The organism is Variovorax paradoxus (assembly GCF_030815855.1).
Classification (GTDB): Bacteria; Pseudomonadota; Gammaproteobacteria; order Burkholderiales; family Burkholderiaceae_C; genus Variovorax; species Variovorax paradoxus_M.
In genome coordinates, this window is record NZ_JAUSXG010000001.1 from 4,564,122 (window position 1) to 4,578,375 (window position 14,254).

Genomic DNA, 14,254 nt, shown 5'->3' on the forward strand with positions numbered 1-14,254 from the left:
AATCGGTGTCACATGCGGGCGTCCGATGCGCTCAGAAATGTCACACCTCGCTTCGCCTCTCCGGCGTCGCTAGAGTTGAAGATTGACGTCGACCTTGGGCATGCCCGGCGCAGATTGCGCGACCACGACGATGCGTTCTTCGAGGCGCTGGAAATGCAGGTCCACGCTCGCACTTCCGACCTGCAGCCGCTGCACGTGCAACTGGTCGATGTCGGCCGGCAAGCGCGGCTGGACGATCTTCACTTCGCGCCGGATGCCGTCCACCTGAAGGCCGAGGCAGGCCTGCAGCAGCATGAAGACCGATCCCGCCGCCCACGCCTGCGGCAGGCAGGCCACTGGGTAGGCAACGGGTGACTGGCCGGGCTGGCGGTCGAAGCCGCAGAACAGTTCGGGCAGTCGCATGCCGAAGTGCGAGGCCGATTCGAACAGGTTGTCGAGGATGCGCACCACGCCGTCGCGTTCGCCGTAGCGCGCGAGGCCGGCCGCACACAACGCGACGTCGTGCGGCCACACCGATCCGTTGTGATACGACATCGGGTTGAAGCGCACCGCCTCGGCGGGCAAGGTGCGAATGCCCCAGCCCGACGCAAAGGCCGGCGACAGCAATTGGCGCCCGACAGACAGCGCCCGCTCATCGCTCGGCAAGCCCGTGAACAGCAGATGCCCCGCATTGGAGGCACGCACGCGGCAAGGCTGGTTGGCGCCGTCGATCGCCAGCGCATAGAACTTCAGATCGCCGAGCCAGAAGCGGCTTTCGACCGCTTCGCGCATGGCCGCCGCGCGCTGGCGCCAACGGCTCGCGCCGGAGTCGCCGCGCCACTCGGCCATGGCAGACATCGCGAGGAAGGCGGCGTAGACATAGCCTTGCACCTCCACGAGCGCAATCGGCCCTTCGGGTGTGCGGCCGTCGGCGTGGAAGATCGAGTCGTGGCTGTCTTTCCACCCCTGGTTGGCGAGGCCGCTGGCTTCGCCGCGCTGGTAGGCAAGCAGGCCGCCGGGGTGGCGCGCCATGTTGCGCTCCATCCACTCGCAGGCCGCGCACAGCGCGGGCCAGATGCGCTCGATGGTGACGCGGTCGGCGGTGCGCTGCGCGTAGGCCCCGGCCAGCGCCACGAACAGCGGCGTGGTGTCGACGCCGCCGTAGTACTGGCCGAAGGGCAGTTCGTCGACCGCGGCCATTTCTCCCTTGCGGGTCTCATGCATGATTTTTCCGGGCTCGGCATCGCGGAAGCTCGACGTCTGGTGCGCCTGCCGCGCCGCAAGAAATTCGAGCACGCCTTGGGCCAGTCTCGGATCGATCCACAGCGTTTCGAAAGCCGTCACGATCGCGTCGCGGCCGAAGGGCGTGGAGAACCACGGAATGCCCGCGTAGGGATACGGACCCGTGGGCAGATCGGTCGTGAGCAGCGCCAGGTCGGCGCGGGAACGATCGAGCCAGGCCTGGAACAACCGCCCCGAAGCCTGCAGGCGCGAACCGCGCCGCTGGCGTGCGCGCATGCGCCATCGCGCGAGCAGCCCGGCTTCGCGAAAGCGCGCGGCGTTGGGCAACGCGGACTCCGTGCCCACTTCAACGTAGAGCGTCCACTCGCCGTGCGCCGCGAGCGGCACCGTGAATTCGGCGGTGCCTGCGTCGAGGCGCTGCGGCGCTTGCGAAAAGTCGATGCAGGCGAGCCGCGTGACCGTGTCCAGCCCCTGGTAGCGCAGCACCACGCCCTGTGGGCCGACCTCCGGCGCGCCGATCTCGCCGCGCCGCGCACGCTGCTGGCCGCGCACCTCGAACATGTCGCGAAAGTCGGCGCCGAACTGCAGCGTGAGCGGCGCCTGCGCCGGCTGGTCGCTGTAGTTGACCAGCCGGATGCGTTCGAACAGCCGCGCGCTCCAGAGGAAGCGCTTGCGCTCCAGGTGGATCACGCCCTGCGGCATCGACGTCGAGCCGAGCACCGGCAGCGGGCGGTTGGTGAGATTCGCGGTGAAGAAGACGTTGTCCTGGCTGACCCCGCTGGACAGCAGCGACGGCCGGCCGCCGTCGAGCCGCAGCACGAACGTCGACAGCATGCGCGTGTCGTCGTGAAAGAGTCCGTCCACACCGCCGCCCACGTCACCATGGCCATCCATCACGAAGTAGGTGTCGCCTTCCTTGAGCACGAACGCGTGCTGCACTGCGCGTTCGGACGCCGGTTCGGACTGTTCGGTAGCGGGCACTTCAACGCTCATCGCTCAGGCCGCCTCCCGGTAAAGACGGTCCTGCGGCGGAAGCACGCCGCCGCCCGTCAGGCGCCGGTATTGCTCCACATAGGCGCTCGCCATCGCATGCGCCGAGAACCGCCTTTCGAACGCCTGGCGCACGCGGCGCCGGTCGAGCCGGCCGATGGCGTGCACCGCCTCGACGGCTTGCGACTCGTCCTCGACGATCAGCCCGCTCACGCCGTGCTCGATCACTTCGGGCACCGAGCCGCAGCGCCATCCGACCACCGGCGTGCCGCAGGCCATGGCCTCGATCATCACGAGGCCGAAGGGCTCCGGCCAGTCGATGGGAAAGAGCAGCGCCCGCGCGCCGCCGAGAAATTTCGCCTTGTCGGCGTCGCCGATTTCTCCGATGAACTCGATCAGCGGGTCGTCGAGCAGCGGCTTTATCTTTTGCGCAAAGTAGCTCGCATCGGCCGCGTCGACCTTGGCCGCGATCTTGAGCGGCAGCCCTGCCCTCTTGGCGATCTCGATCGCGCGGTCGGGCCGCTTCTCGGGCGAGATGCGCCCCAGGAAAGCCAGGTACCCGTCGGGATCCGGCTGGAAGGTGTAGGGCGTTTCGTCCAGCCCGTGGGGAATGGTGGCGAACCAGTTGGCAAACGGCAGCGGCTTGCGCTGGTGGCGCGAGATGGAAACCAGCGGGTAACGGTTCCAGCGCATGTAGGCGCCCGGCAGGTCCGCGATGTCGAGGCGGCCATGCAGCGTCGTGAGCGTGCGGCCCGCGATGTCCTCGAAGAACGGAAAGTGCAGCAGATCGACATGGAAGTGCAGCACGTCGAACTGGTGCGCCTGTCGTCGCACATCGTGAAGCATGCTCAGGTGGCTGGCGAGGTCGGACTTCAGCGGCGCGGGGTCCAGGCGCAGGGCCTGCGCGCGCATCGGTGCCAGCCGGGCCCGGGTCTGCGTGTCCGCGGAAGCGAACAGCGTGACCTCATGGCCTTGGTCGACCAGCGCGTTGGCCAGGTGGGCGACCACCCGTTCGGTGCCGCCGTAAAGCCGCGGAGGAACGGCTTCGTAAAGGGGGGCGATCTGCGCGATCTTCATCGTCAAGACAGTCTCCTCGGAAGGAAATGAATGAACAAGGAACGAGGGCGAAGAAACGGAGGCGCGTGGCTTCCGGGCGGACATTTTGGCGCGCCTGTTTTTTATTTCAAGAGCGCTCGAGAGCGCGGCGCGGCGGCAGCCGCTTGCAGCCGACGCGGGCTTGCTTTAGATTTTTCCCGGTGCAGTGGAGGTCTACCGATGAACATTCTCGAAACCGTTGCCGACCAGTCCGACGCGATGCGGCTGCCGCTCTATGCGGTCACCGTGACGGCCGTGGCGAGTGAAGAAGCGCCGGCGCTGCTGTCGTTGCATTGGCACGGCTTCTTCCGCCAGACGCCCTTGCGGCTGCCCGGACTCGAGTTGCCGGCGCGGCCCATGCCGCAATCGATGGCCCAGTTCGACATGCCCCAGGGTGCGCTCGACGCATTCGACGAACTCGAGCGTTCGCTGCTCGAAGCCGCCTGGCAGCTCGGCGCCTGGGACGTCGAACGGCTGGAGCGGCCCGCATGGTGGCGGCTCGGCGCGCCGGCCACCGAGGTGAGCGACGGCCGCCGCGCCTTCGGCTACTACGAAGACGACGAAACAGACGGCGGCCAGGTCATGGCCGACGCGCCGGACCGCGAGGATCTGATGCGGCTCGCGGCGCACCGCGGCTATCTGCGCTGGCTGTTCCGGCCGCGCAAGCGCGGCATCTGGGCCGAGGTGGAAGATGACGCGGACGACACGCTCGACCGCACCGGCGGGCGCCCCCTGCCCTGCCCCGTGATGCCGCAGCCCCGGCACGCCGATGATTCGGCGCGCCGCACCGTGTACCGGCTGGGCCGTGCCGATCGCATCCTGCTCGATGGCGCCTGAAAAAGATCGTCACAAAAAATCCGCGCCGCGGCCTCTTGAAGCGTCGGCGGCGCGCCCATAGCTCCCGCGCGCCGGCGTTTTCATGCCGGAGGAACGTGAACCGACGTTGCGCCGGCCGCGCCGGCGCAGGTTCGCTTTTTTGATGAACTGCATCGCTTAGGAGATTGAACATGAAACTTCATCCTCTGTACGACCGAGTGATCGTCAAGCGGATCGAACAGCAGCGCAAGACGGCTTCTGGCATCGTGATCCCCGACTCGGCGGCGGAGAAGCCGGAACAGGGCGAGGTGCTCTCGGTCGGCCAAGGCAAGCTGCTCGCGGACGGCACCCTGCGCCCCTTGCACCTGAAAGCCGGCGACCACGTGCTCTTTGCCAAGTATGCGGGCCAGACGGTCAAGGTCGAAGACGACGAACTGCTGGTGATGCGCGAGGACGACGTTCTCGCTGTCGTCGAAACCAGCGAGCGCGGCGGGCTGAAGCGCGTCGCTTGATGATCCGGAAATTCGTTGTGAAAGGAGTGATGAAAAAATGACAGCCAAGGACGTCAGATTCCACGACAACGCCCGCCAGCGCATCGTCGCGGGCGTCAACATCCTTGCCGACGCGGTGAAGGTCACGCTCGGACCCAAGGGCCGCAACGTGCTGCTCGAACGCAGCTTCGGCGCCCCCACCATCACCAAGGACGGCGTGTCCGTGGCCAAGGAGATCGAGCTTGCCGACAAGTTCGAGAACATGGGCGCGCAGATCGTGAAGCAGGTCGCCTCCAAGACCGCCGACGTGGCCGGTGACGGCACCACCACCGCCACCGTGCTTGCGCAGGCCATCGTCCAGGAAGGCATGAAGCACGTGGCCTCCGGCATGAACCCGATGGACCTGAAGCGCGGCATCGACAAGGCGACAACCGCGGTGCTCGAAGAACTGCGCAAGCTTTCGAAGCCCATCTCCACCGGCAAGGAGATCGCGCAGGTGGCCGCGCTCTCGGCCAACTCCGACGAGGCCATCGGCAAGATCATTGCCGACGCGATGGAGAAGGTCGGCAAGGAAGGCGTGATCACGGTGGAAGATGGCAAGTCGCTCGAGAACGAACTCGACGTGGTCGAGGGCATGCAGTTCGACCGCGGCTACCTGAGCCCCTACTTCATCAACGACCCCGAGAAGCAGGTGGCGCACCTGGACGATCCGCTCGTGCTGCTGCATGACAAGAAGATCTCCAACATCCGCGAACTGCTGCCGGTGCTCGAGGCGGCTGCGAAGGCCGGCAAGCCGCTCCTGATCGTGGCCGAGGAAGTCGAGGGCGAAGCACTCGCCACCCTGGTGGTCAACTCCATGCGCGGCGTGCTGAAGGTCGCGGCCGTCAAGGCGCCGGGCTTCGGCGACCGCCGCAAGGCGATGCTCGAAGACATCGCCGTGCTCACGGGCGCGACGGTGATCTCGGAAGAAACCGGAAAGCAGCTCGACAAGGCGACGCTCGAGGACCTGGGCCGCGCCAAGCGCGTCGAGGTGCAGAAGGAGAACACCATCATCATCGACGGTGCGGGCGACCAGGCGCGCATCGATGCGCGCGTGAAGTCGATCCAGGCGCAGATCGAGCAGGCCACCAGCGACTACGACCGCGAGAAGCTGCAGGAGCGCGTGGCCAAGCTCGCGGGCGGCGTCGCGGTGATCCGCGTGGGCGCCGCGACCGAGGTCGAGATGAAGGAAAAGAAAGACCGCGTCGACGATGCGCTGCACGCCACGCGCGCGGCCGTCGAGGAAGGCATCGTGCCGGGCGGCGGCGTGGCGCTGCTGCGTGCACGTGCGGCCATCAAGGACCTCAAGGGCGCCAACGCCGACCAGGATGCGGGCATCCGCATCGCGCTGCGCGCGCTCGAAGCGCCGCTGCGCGCCATCGTGGCCAACGCGGGCGTGGAGCCCTCGGTGGTGGTCGCCAAGGTGCTCGAGGGCAAAGGCAACCAAGGCTACGACGCATCGACCGGCGAGTACGGCGACTTGGTGCAGATCGGCGTGGTCGATCCGACCAAGGTCACGCGCACCGCGCTGCAGAACGCGGCATCGATCGCGGGCCTGATCCTCACGACGGACGCGACGGTGGCCGAACTGCCGAAGCCGGCCGAAAAGGCACCGGCGATGCCGGCCGGCGGCATGGACTATTGATGAGTCCGTTGCGCGCTGTGTGAAGCGCAAGGCGGCGCCTCGCAAGGGCGCCGCTTTTTTTTGTTCAGCGCCGCGCACCGCATGCACAGAGCAGCATCGGCTGATTTGGCTCAGACTACGCAGATGCAACCGACGGTGCAGCCGCCAGCACAACGAAAGCGTCCGCGCGCGCTATGGCCGTGCGCCGTGCCGCTGTTGCTGCCGGCATCCTTCGCCGGCGCGCACGCGCCGCAAGCGGCACAATCCACGCCCGCCATCGGGTGGAGCTTCGAGCCGTGGGTACTGGCCTGCCTCGGCGCCAGCCTTCTGCTGTATGTGGCCGGCCTGCTGCGCCTGTGGCGCAAGGCCGGCACCGGCCATGGGGTCGGCAAGGCGCCGGCTGCTTCCTTCGGCGCCGGCTGGCTCGCGCTGGTGCTGGCGCTCGTGTCGCCGCTCGATGCGCTCGGCGGCTTCCTTTTTTCCGCCCACATGGTTCAGCACGAGGTGCTCATGATTCTGGCCGCGCCGCTGCTGGTGATGGGCCGGCCGCTGGCCGTCTGGACCTGGGCGCTGCCCGCCGCATGGCGCGCACGAACCGGTCGCCTGGTGCGGCTGCCGGCAGTGGCCGGAACCTGGAACGTACTGACCTACGCGCCGGTTGCCTGGGCCCTGCACGGCATCGCGCTCTGGGCCTGGCACTTGCCGCCATTGTTCGAAGCCGCGCTGCGCAGTCCGGGCGTCCACACCTTGCAGCACGCGAGCTTCCTTCTCACGGCACTGCTGTTCTGGTGGCCGCCGCTCGGCGGAGCCTCGCGCGCGGGGCACGGCGGTTCGATGCTGTATCTCTTCACGACCATGGTGCACACCGGCGCCCTCGGCGCACTGCTGACGTTCTCGACCGTCCCGTGGTACCCCGCCTATGGAGCGAGCACGCCCGCGCTCGGCTTCGACCTGCTCGAAGACCAGCGGCTCGGCGGGCTGATCATGTGGGTACCCGCCGGGCTCGCCTATCTGGCGGTCGCGCTCGCGGCAGCCGCGCGGCTGCTGCAGGGCGAACCCGCGCGCACGTCCGGCGCCATGCCACGGCCCTAGGGCGGCCACGAGCGTGGCCGCTCATCAGTAGCTGCCGATAGCCTGTCGGCCTGCCGCCCTACAGGCGGCGGGCGTTGCCTTGCTATGTTGCTGATGCCCCCATGTCGGACCGACAGTCGATGCCAAGCCACAACCACACACAGAAGCGAAGCGCGGGATGGGCCGGCCTGTTGATGGGCAGCGTCTTGCAGTGCGCGCTCGCGCTGGCGCAACCCGCCGCTCCGGCGGACGCTCCGCCATCCGGCGAAGGCGAGTGGACCATGGCGGCCCGCGACTACGCAAGCACGCGCTTCAGCCCGCTCACCCAGATCACGAGCGCCAACGTCGCCAGGCTCCAGCCGGCCTTCATCTTCTCGACCGGTGTGGTGCGCGGCCACGAGGCGGCGCCGCTGGTGGTGGGCGGCACGATGTACATCGTCGGCCCCTACCCAAACGTGCTCTTCGCGCTCGACCTCACGAAACCCGGCGCGCCGCTCAAGTGGAAGTTCGAGCCCCGGCCCGATGCCGGCTCGCAAGGCGTTGCATGCTGCGACCTGGTCAGCCGCGGTGCCGCGTATGCCGATGGACGCGTGTTCTTCAACACGCTCGACAACCAGACTCTCGCCGTCGATGCGGCAACCGGCGCCGAACTGTGGCGCGTGAAGCTCGGTGACATCCGCATCGGCGAAACCATGACGATGGCGCCGCTGGTGGTCAAGGGCAAGGTGCTCGTGGGCAACAGCGGCGGCGAGTTCGGCGTGCGCGGCTGGCTCGCGGCGCTCGACGCGGCCACCGGCAAGACCGTGTGGCGCGCGTGGAGCACGGGGCCGGACAGCGACGTGCTGATCGGTGCGCAGTTCAAGCCCTTCTATGCGCAGGACCGCGGCAAGGACCTGGGCGTGAGCTCCTGGCCGCCCGAGGCCTGGAAGATCGGCGGCGGCAACGTGTGGGGCTGGATTTCGTACGACTCCGAGCTCGACCTCATCTACTACGGCACGGCCAACCCCGGGCCTTGGAACCCCGAGCAGCGGCCCGGCGACAACCGCTGGACCGCCGGGCTCTTCGCGCGCCGGCCCGACACCGGCGAGGCGGTCTGGTTCTATCAGTTCAGCCCGCACGACCTGCACGACTACGACGGCGTGAACGAGAACATCCTGATCGACGCCGAGGTGGCCGGCAAGGCGCGCAAGGTGCTGGTCCATCCCGACCGCAACGGCCATGTCTACCTGATGGACCGCACGAACGGCGAGGTGCTGTCGGCGCCGCCGTTCGTCAAGGTGACGACCTCCTCGGGCGTGGACCTGAAGACCGGGCGCCTGCGCTACGACCCGTCCAAGGAGCCGAAGGTCGGCAGGACCGTCCGCGAGATCTGCCCCGCCTCGCCCGGCGCCAAGGACTGGCAGCCCTCGGCGTGGTCGCCGCGCACGCGGCTGGTCTACATCCCGCACCAGAACCTGTGCCAGGACAGCCAGCCCTCCCAGGTGAGCTACATCGCGGGCACGCCCTATGTGGGTGCCGAGACGCGCATGTACTCGGGGCCGGGCGGCCAGCGCGGCCGGTTCACCGCATGGGACCCGGTCGCAGGCAAGGCGGCCTGGTCGAAGGAAGAAAACTTTCCGGTCTGGAGCGGCGCGCTCGCGACGGCGGGCGACGTCGTCTTCTACGGCACGATGGAAGGCTGGTTCAAGGCGCTCGACGCGCGAAGCGGCGCGCTGCTGTGGCAGTACAAGACCGAGTCCGGAATCATCGGCCAGCCGGTGTCCTACCGCGGCCCCGACGGCAAGCAGTACGTGGCGGTGCTGTCGGGCGTGGGCGGCTGGGCCGGCGCGGTGGTCGCGGGCGATCTCGACGCGCGCGACGGCACCGCCGCGCTGGGCTTCGCCAATGCCATGAAAGACCTGTCCGCGGCCACGCGCAAAGGCGGCAAGCTGTATGTCTTCAAGTTGCCCGACTGAGAAGCTCGCTTGCGCAGCGGCCGTTGCCTTGCTTGCGCTGCTCGGCGCGCTGCCGCGGGCCGGCGCACAGGAGCAGGCCGCCGCGGCGCAGCCGGCCGCGCTGCGCGTGTGCGCCGAGCCCGACAACCTGCCCTACTCGCGCGAGGACCAGAGCGGTTTCGAGAACCGCATCGCGCGCCTCTTGGCCGACGACCTGCGTCTGCCGCTGCAGTACGAATGGCTGCCCGACCGGCGCGGCTTCGTGCGCAAGACCCTCGGTGCCAATGCCTGCGACGTGATCATCGGCGTGCCCGCGGGGGACGAACGCGTGCTGACCACGAACCCCTACTACCGCTCGAGCTATGTCTTCGTCCAGCCCGCGGCGAAGGCGGAGAACGCCGGCGCGCTGCGCTCCTTCGACGACGTCCGCCTGCCCGCGCTGCGCATCGGCGTGCAGCTGATCGGCAACGACCTGGCCGCCACGCCGCCCGGCCATGTGCTGGCGCGGCACGATGCGGTGCGCCACGTGGTCGGCTTCACCGTGTTCGGCGAAGGACCGCCCGCGCAACGCATGGTGGACGCGGTGGCGCATGGCCAGCTCGACGCCGCGGTGGTCTGGGGACCGCAGGCGGGCTACTTCGCGGCGCGCACCACGCCGGCGCTTCGGCTCACGCCGGCCGCGGCGCCGGCCGACCCGGACCTGCCCTTCAGCTTCTCGATCGCGATGGGCGTGCGCAAAGGCGATCGTGCGATGAAGGCGCGCCTGGACGACTTTCTTGTGCGGCGCGAGGCCGACATCGGCGGCATTCTCGACGCGTATGCGGTGCCTCGCCTGCCCCCTGCGGGCCCGGAGCGGCCATGACGGCAAGCGCACCGCGCCTTGCAGGCACCGCGCTGCTCGCGCTCGCGGCGGCACTGGCGCTGTGCGCCTGCGAGCGCGAAATGCGCCGCTTCGAGAGCCCGCCCGACAACCGGTCGAGCGCGCGCCCGGAAACACCGAGAACCAGCACGCTGCAACCGGCCGAGGCGCGCAGCGATCCGGTGCGCCTGCCGGCGGGCAACGGCGAAGGCTATGAAGGCAACGCCTACAACGTGGCGCAGGGCAAGCGCCTGTACCGCTGGTACAACTGCGGCGGCTGCCACGCGCAGGGCGGCGGCGGCATGGGGCCGGCGCTCATCGACGACCAGTGGCGCTACGGCAGCGAGCCGGCGCAGATCTTCAACACCATCATGCAGGGGCGGCCGAACGGCATGCCTTCGTTCGGCGGGCACCTGAGCGAAGACCAGGTCTGGCAGATCACCGCCTACGTGCGCTCGATGAGCGGCCAGCTGCGCAAGGACGTCGCCCCCGGCCGCGCCGACAGCCTGCAGGCCAGCGAACCCGAAGCGGCGCGCGACCGTGAGCCGCCCAAGCCGGGAGCCAAATGATGGACGCGCTGCACGACGTGCTCGCCCCCTTCGGCCCGCAGGCCGGCCATGTGCGCGAACTGTGGCTGCTCACGCTGGCCGTGTGCACGGTGGTCTTCGCGGCCGTGCTGGCGGCGTTGCTCATTGCGCTTCTGCGCGCGCCGCGCGCCGGTAGCGTGAGCCCGCCGGACCTGTCGGCGCTGGGCCGGCCCGAGCCCGGCAAGCGGCGCAGCGTGATCGCCGCCGTCGCGGCCTCCACGCTGCTGTTGCTCGCGCTCATCGCGGCGAGCATCTTCACCGACCGGGCGCTCGCCAGGCTTTCCACCGAAGGCGCGTTGCGGCTCGAAGTCACGGCCCATCAATGGTGGTGGGAAGTGCGCTACGTCGAGCCGCAAGTGGCCGACAGCTTCGTCACCGCGAACGAAATCCATGTGCCGACCGGCCGGCCGGTGATCGTCACCCTCAAGGCCGACGACGTGATCCACAGCTTCTGGGTGCCGAGCCTCGCGGGCAAGAAGGACCTGCTTCCGGGCCGCACCACCACGATGAATTTCCGCGCCGACCGCGACGGCGTGTACCGCGGCCAGTGCGCGGAGTTCTGCGGTTCGCAGCACGCGCTGATGGCCTTCTTCGTGGTGGCCGATCCGCCCGAGCGCTACGCCGCATGGGCCGCGGCGCAACGCCGCACGGCCGCCGAACCCGCAGGCGACCAACCGCTGCGCGGCCGCGAGATCTTCATGCGGTCGAGTTGCGCGATGTGCCACGCCATCGACGGCACCACCGCCCAGGCCATGCGCGGCCCGAACCTCACGCACGTCGCGAGCCGCGGCACGCTGGCCGCGGGCGCACTGGCCAACACGCCGGAAGAGCTGAAGCGCTGGATTGCCGACCCCCAGCAGATCAAGCCCGGCACCTACATGCCCGCCACCCAGCTCCCGCCCGAAGAGATGGACGCGCTGGTCGGCTATCTGCAGACGCTGCGCTGACGATGCAACACGCCATGAACCCGCCCGGCCACGCTCCCGCCTCGCGCCTGAAGGACGGCCCCGGACCGGGCTCGCCCGAAGCCGCCGCGCTGGATGCCACCTGGAGCGATCCGCCGGGCCTCCTCGGCTGGCTCGCGGCCGTCAACCATAAGACGATTGCGCGCCGCTTCGTCATCACGACCTTCTGCTTCTTCGTGGCCGGCGGCGCTCTCGCGCTGCTCATGCGGCTGCAACTCGCGCGTCCCGGTTCGAAGCTCGTGGGGCCGGACCTCTACAACCAGCTGTTCACGATGCACGGCTCGACGATGATGTTTCTCTTCGCCGTGCCCGTGATGCAGGCCGTGGCCGTGTACCTTCTTCCGCTGATGCTCGGCACGCGCAGCATCGCCTTTCCGCGCCTGAACGCCTTCGCCTATTGGATCTTCCTGTTCGGCGGCGTGATGCTCTACGTGGTCTTCGCGCTGGATGCCGGTCCCGACGTGGGCTGGTTTTCGTACGTGCCGCTGGCGGGGCCCGACTATTCGCCGGGCAAGCGCGCCGACTTCTGGGCCCAGATGATCACCTTCACCGAGCTGTCGGCAATGCTCGAGGCGATCGTGGTGATCACCACGGTGTTCAAGCTGCGCGCGCCGGGCATGACGCTCAACCGCATTCCGCTGTTCGTGTGGGCCATGCTGGTCACGGCCTTCATGGTGCTGTTCGCCATGCCCTCGGTGATGCTGGCGAGCACCACGCTCATCATGGACCGGCTGGTCGGCACCCACTTCTACAACCCGGCCGAAGGCGGCGACGTGGTGCTGTGGCAGCACCTGTTCTGGTTCTTCGGCCACCCCGAGGTGTACCTGATCTTCCTGCCCGGGCTGGGCTTTCTCTCGGCCATCATTCCGACGTTTGCGCGGCGGCCGATCTACGGCTACACGGCCATGGTGCTGTCGCTGATCGCCACCGCCTTCCTGGCTTTCGGGCTGTGGGTGCATCACATGTTCGCGGTCAACCTGCCGGAACTCGGCAAGAGCTTCTTCACCGCCGCGAGCATGCTGATCGCCATTCCCTCGGCGGTGCAGATCTTCTGCTGGCTTGCCACGCTGTGGAGCGGCAAGCTCGACTTCAAGACGCCGCTGCTCTTCGTGCTCGGCTTCTTCTTCATCCTCGTGCTGGGCGGCATGACCGGCATCATGCTGGCCTCGGTGCCGCTCGATCTGCAGGTGCACGACAGCTATTTCGTCGTGGCGCACCTGCACTACGTGCTCATCGGCGGCGCGGTGTTTCCGCTGTTCGGCGCGTTCTACTACTGGTATCCCAAAGTCACGGGGCGGCTCATGAGCGAGCGCCTCGGGCGCTGGAACTTCTGGCTCTTCTTCATCGGCTTCAACGTGGCCTTCTTCCCGATGCACCTGCTCGGCCTGAAGGGCATGCCGCGCCGGGTCTACACCTACCAGGCGGGGCTGGGCTGGGACACGCTGAACCTGGTCTCGACCATCGGCTCGTTGATCATTGCGGTGTCGGCGTTGCTCTTCGTCGTGAACGCGGTGCGCAGCCTGCGCCGGGGCGCGCCCGCGGGCGCCGACCCCTGGGGCGCCGGCACGCTCGAATGGGCCACCGAGTCGCCGCCGCCGCCCTGCAACTTCCACGCGATTCCGGTGGTGCATGGCCGCGACCCGCTCTGGGAAGCGCCGCGCGCTCGGGCCGAGGACGAGCAGCCGGCCTTCACGCACGTGAGCGGTCTGGCGGCCGATACGCGCGAACTGCTCGCGACCACGGTGCTCGACGCACGGCCCGATCTGCGCGTGAACTTCCCCGATCCCACCATCTGGCCGCTGGTCAGCGCGCTCGCGGTCACGGTGCTCTTCATCGGATCGATCTTCACACCCTGGGCCGTGGTGTGGGGCAGCATTCCGATCGCGATCGCCCTCACGGCCTGGTTCTGGCCCGACCGCGCGGAAACGTCCGTACACCTGAGCCTGGAGCGCAAGCCATGACCCGCCGCGCACTCGACGTCTCGGGCCTGCCGAGCTATGCCTTCAGCCACCGCAGCCTCATGTGGTGGGGCACCTTCGGGCTGATCGCCATCGAAGGCACCCTGTTCGCACTGGCCATCGGCACCTACCTGTATTTGCGCAGCCAGTCCGACGCCTGGCCGATCGGGGCGCCCCCGCCGGATCTGCTGTGGGGCACGGCGAACACGCTGGTTCTTCTGCTCAGCATCTGGCCGAACCAGAAAGCCAAGTGGGCGGCCGAAGCCTGCGACCTGGTGCGGACACGCCGCTGGCTGCTGGTCGGACTCGCGTTCGCCTTGATTTTTCTCGTGCTGCGCTGCTTCGAGTTCGCATCGCTTCACACCCGCTGGGACAGCAACGCCTACGGCTCCATCGTCTGGACGCTGCTCGGCCTGCACACGGTTCACCTGCTCACCGACACCTACGACACGGCGGTGCTCGGCGTGCTTCTCTTCACCGGTCCGATGGAAGGCCAGCGCTTCGTCGACGTGAGCGAGAACGCGCTCTACTGGTATTTCGTCGTGTTCTCGTGGCTGCCGATCTATGCGGTCATCTATGGCGTGCCGCGCCTTCAATGAGAAGA

General features: G+C 68.4%; 13 protein-coding genes. 10 read left to right on the top strand and 3 right to left on the bottom strand.

Features of this window, described 5'->3' with window-relative positions; genetic code table 11:
• Positions 1–69 precede the first annotated feature (69 nt).
• Together QFZ42_RS21840 and QFZ42_RS21845 are read right to left on the bottom strand one after the other, a co-directional pair.
• Positions 70–2,214: an amylo-alpha-1,6-glucosidase gene (locus QFZ42_RS21840; RefSeq protein WP_307702977.1), complete on the bottom strand. Its 2,145-nt coding sequence runs from the start codon at positions 2,212–2,214 to the stop codon at positions 70–72.
• Between the two features lie 3 nt (positions 2,215–2,217).
• Positions 2,218–3,288, bottom strand: a complete 1,071-nt coding sequence (locus QFZ42_RS21845) for a glycosyltransferase family 4 protein (RefSeq protein ID WP_307704286.1) — start codon at positions 3,286–3,288, stop codon at positions 2,218–2,220.
• A 198-nt stretch (positions 3,289–3,486) separates the two neighbouring features.
• Here QFZ42_RS21845 and QFZ42_RS21850 point away from each other — a divergent pair, with 198 nt between their 5' ends.
• Complete coding sequence (locus QFZ42_RS21850; RefSeq protein ID WP_307702978.1) at positions 3,487–4,143, top strand: diguanylate cyclase; 657 nt, start codon at positions 3,487–3,489, stop codon at positions 4,141–4,143.
• 9 nt (positions 4,144–4,152) lie between these two features.
• On the opposite strand, the gene QFZ42_RS21855 is transcribed toward QFZ42_RS21850, so the two are convergent.
• Complete coding sequence (locus tag QFZ42_RS21855) at positions 4,153–4,296, bottom strand: hypothetical protein (RefSeq protein ID WP_307702979.1); 144 nt, start codon at positions 4,294–4,296, stop codon at positions 4,153–4,155.
• 17 nt (positions 4,297–4,313) lie between these two features.
• Between QFZ42_RS21855 and QFZ42_RS21860 the strand changes: the two genes are divergently transcribed.
• The 9 genes from QFZ42_RS21860 to QFZ42_RS21900 all read left to right on the top strand — a co-directional run bounded on the left by QFZ42_RS21860 (position 4,314) and on the right by QFZ42_RS21900 (position 14,249).
• A complete protein-coding gene (locus tag QFZ42_RS21860; protein WP_307702980.1) occupies positions 4,314–4,634 on the top strand; it encodes a co-chaperone GroES in 321 nt (106 codons plus the stop codon).
• 37 nt (positions 4,635–4,671) lie between these two features.
• Positions 4,672–6,297 carry a chaperonin GroEL gene (gene groL / locus QFZ42_RS21865; RefSeq protein ID WP_307702981.1) on the top strand — a complete coding sequence of 542 codons (1,626 nt, stop codon included), beginning with the start codon at positions 4,672–4,674 and terminating at the stop codon, positions 6,295–6,297.
• A gap of 186 nt (positions 6,298–6,483) precedes the next feature.
• On the top strand, positions 6,484–7,368 hold the full coding sequence (locus QFZ42_RS21870; RefSeq protein ID WP_307702982.1) for a cytochrome c oxidase assembly protein: 885 nt from the start codon (positions 6,484–6,486) through the stop codon (positions 7,366–7,368).
• Between the two features lie 119 nt (positions 7,369–7,487).
• On the top strand, positions 7,488–9,302 hold the full coding sequence (locus QFZ42_RS21875; RefSeq protein WP_307702983.1) for a methanol/ethanol family PQQ-dependent dehydrogenase: 1,815 nt from the start codon (positions 7,488–7,490) through the stop codon (positions 9,300–9,302).
• Positions 9,280–10,143: a substrate-binding domain-containing protein gene (locus tag QFZ42_RS21880; RefSeq protein WP_307702984.1), complete on the top strand. Its 864-nt coding sequence runs from the start codon at positions 9,280–9,282 to the stop codon at positions 10,141–10,143. The genes QFZ42_RS21875 and QFZ42_RS21880 overlap by 23 nt, the downstream gene beginning before the upstream one ends.
• Positions 10,140–10,709: a c-type cytochrome gene (locus tag QFZ42_RS21885; protein ID WP_307702985.1), complete on the top strand. Its 570-nt coding sequence runs from the start codon at positions 10,140–10,142 to the stop codon at positions 10,707–10,709. The genes QFZ42_RS21880 and QFZ42_RS21885 overlap by 4 nt, the downstream gene beginning before the upstream one ends.
• On the top strand, positions 10,709–11,674 hold the full coding sequence (gene coxB, locus QFZ42_RS21890) for a cytochrome c oxidase subunit II (RefSeq protein WP_307702986.1): 966 nt from the start codon (positions 10,709–10,711) through the stop codon (positions 11,672–11,674). The genes QFZ42_RS21885 and coxB overlap by 1 nt, the downstream gene beginning before the upstream one ends.
• Before the next feature lie 2 nt (positions 11,675–11,676).
• Positions 11,677–13,653 carry a cytochrome c oxidase subunit I gene (gene ctaD / locus QFZ42_RS21895; RefSeq protein WP_307702987.1) on the top strand — a complete coding sequence of 659 codons (1,977 nt, stop codon included), beginning with the start codon at positions 11,677–11,679 and terminating at the stop codon, positions 13,651–13,653.
• Positions 13,650–14,249, top strand: coding sequence for a cytochrome c oxidase subunit 3 (locus QFZ42_RS21900; protein ID WP_307702988.1), 600 nt, complete (start codon positions 13,650–13,652; stop codon positions 14,247–14,249). The genes ctaD and QFZ42_RS21900 overlap by 4 nt, the downstream gene beginning before the upstream one ends.
• The last annotated feature ends 5 nt before the right edge of the window (positions 14,250–14,254 follow it).

Bases quoted from the DNA above. Each gene is read 5' to 3' on its own strand.
- QFZ42_RS21860 (WP_307702980.1), top strand. From the start codon at position 4,314: ATGAAACTTCATCCTCTGTACGACCGAGTGATCGTCAAGCGGATCGAA.
- QFZ42_RS21885 (WP_307702985.1), top strand. From the start codon at position 10,140: ATGACGGCAAGCGCACCGCGCCTTGCAGGCACCGCGCTGCTCGCGCTC.
- QFZ42_RS21850 (WP_307702978.1), top strand. From the start codon at position 3,487: ATGAACATTCTCGAAACCGTTGCCGACCAGTCCGACGCGATGCGGCTG.
- groL (WP_307702981.1), top strand. From the start codon at position 4,672: ATGACAGCCAAGGACGTCAGATTCCACGACAACGCCCGCCAGCGCATC.
- QFZ42_RS21875 (WP_307702983.1), top strand. From the start codon at position 7,488: ATGCCAAGCCACAACCACACACAGAAGCGAAGCGCGGGATGGGCCGGC.
- coxB (WP_307702986.1), top strand. From the start codon at position 10,709: ATGGACGCGCTGCACGACGTGCTCGCCCCCTTCGGCCCGCAGGCCGGC.
- QFZ42_RS21855 (WP_307702979.1), bottom strand. From the start codon at position 4,296: ATGCAGTTCATCAAAAAAGCGAACCTGCGCCGGCGCGGCCGGCGCAAC.
- QFZ42_RS21900 (WP_307702988.1), top strand. From the start codon at position 13,650: ATGACCCGCCGCGCACTCGACGTCTCGGGCCTGCCGAGCTATGCCTTC.
- ctaD (WP_307702987.1), top strand. From the start codon at position 11,677: ATGCAACACGCCATGAACCCGCCCGGCCACGCTCCCGCCTCGCGCCTG.
- QFZ42_RS21840 (WP_307702977.1), bottom strand. From the start codon at position 2,214: ATGAGCGTTGAAGTGCCCGCTACCGAACAGTCCGAACCGGCGTCCGAA.
- QFZ42_RS21880 (WP_307702984.1), top strand. From the start codon at position 9,280: ATGTCTTCAAGTTGCCCGACTGAGAAGCTCGCTTGCGCAGCGGCCGTT.
- QFZ42_RS21845 (WP_307704286.1), bottom strand. From the start codon at position 3,288: ATGAAGATCGCGCAGATCGCCCCCCTTTACGAAGCCGTTCCTCCGCGG.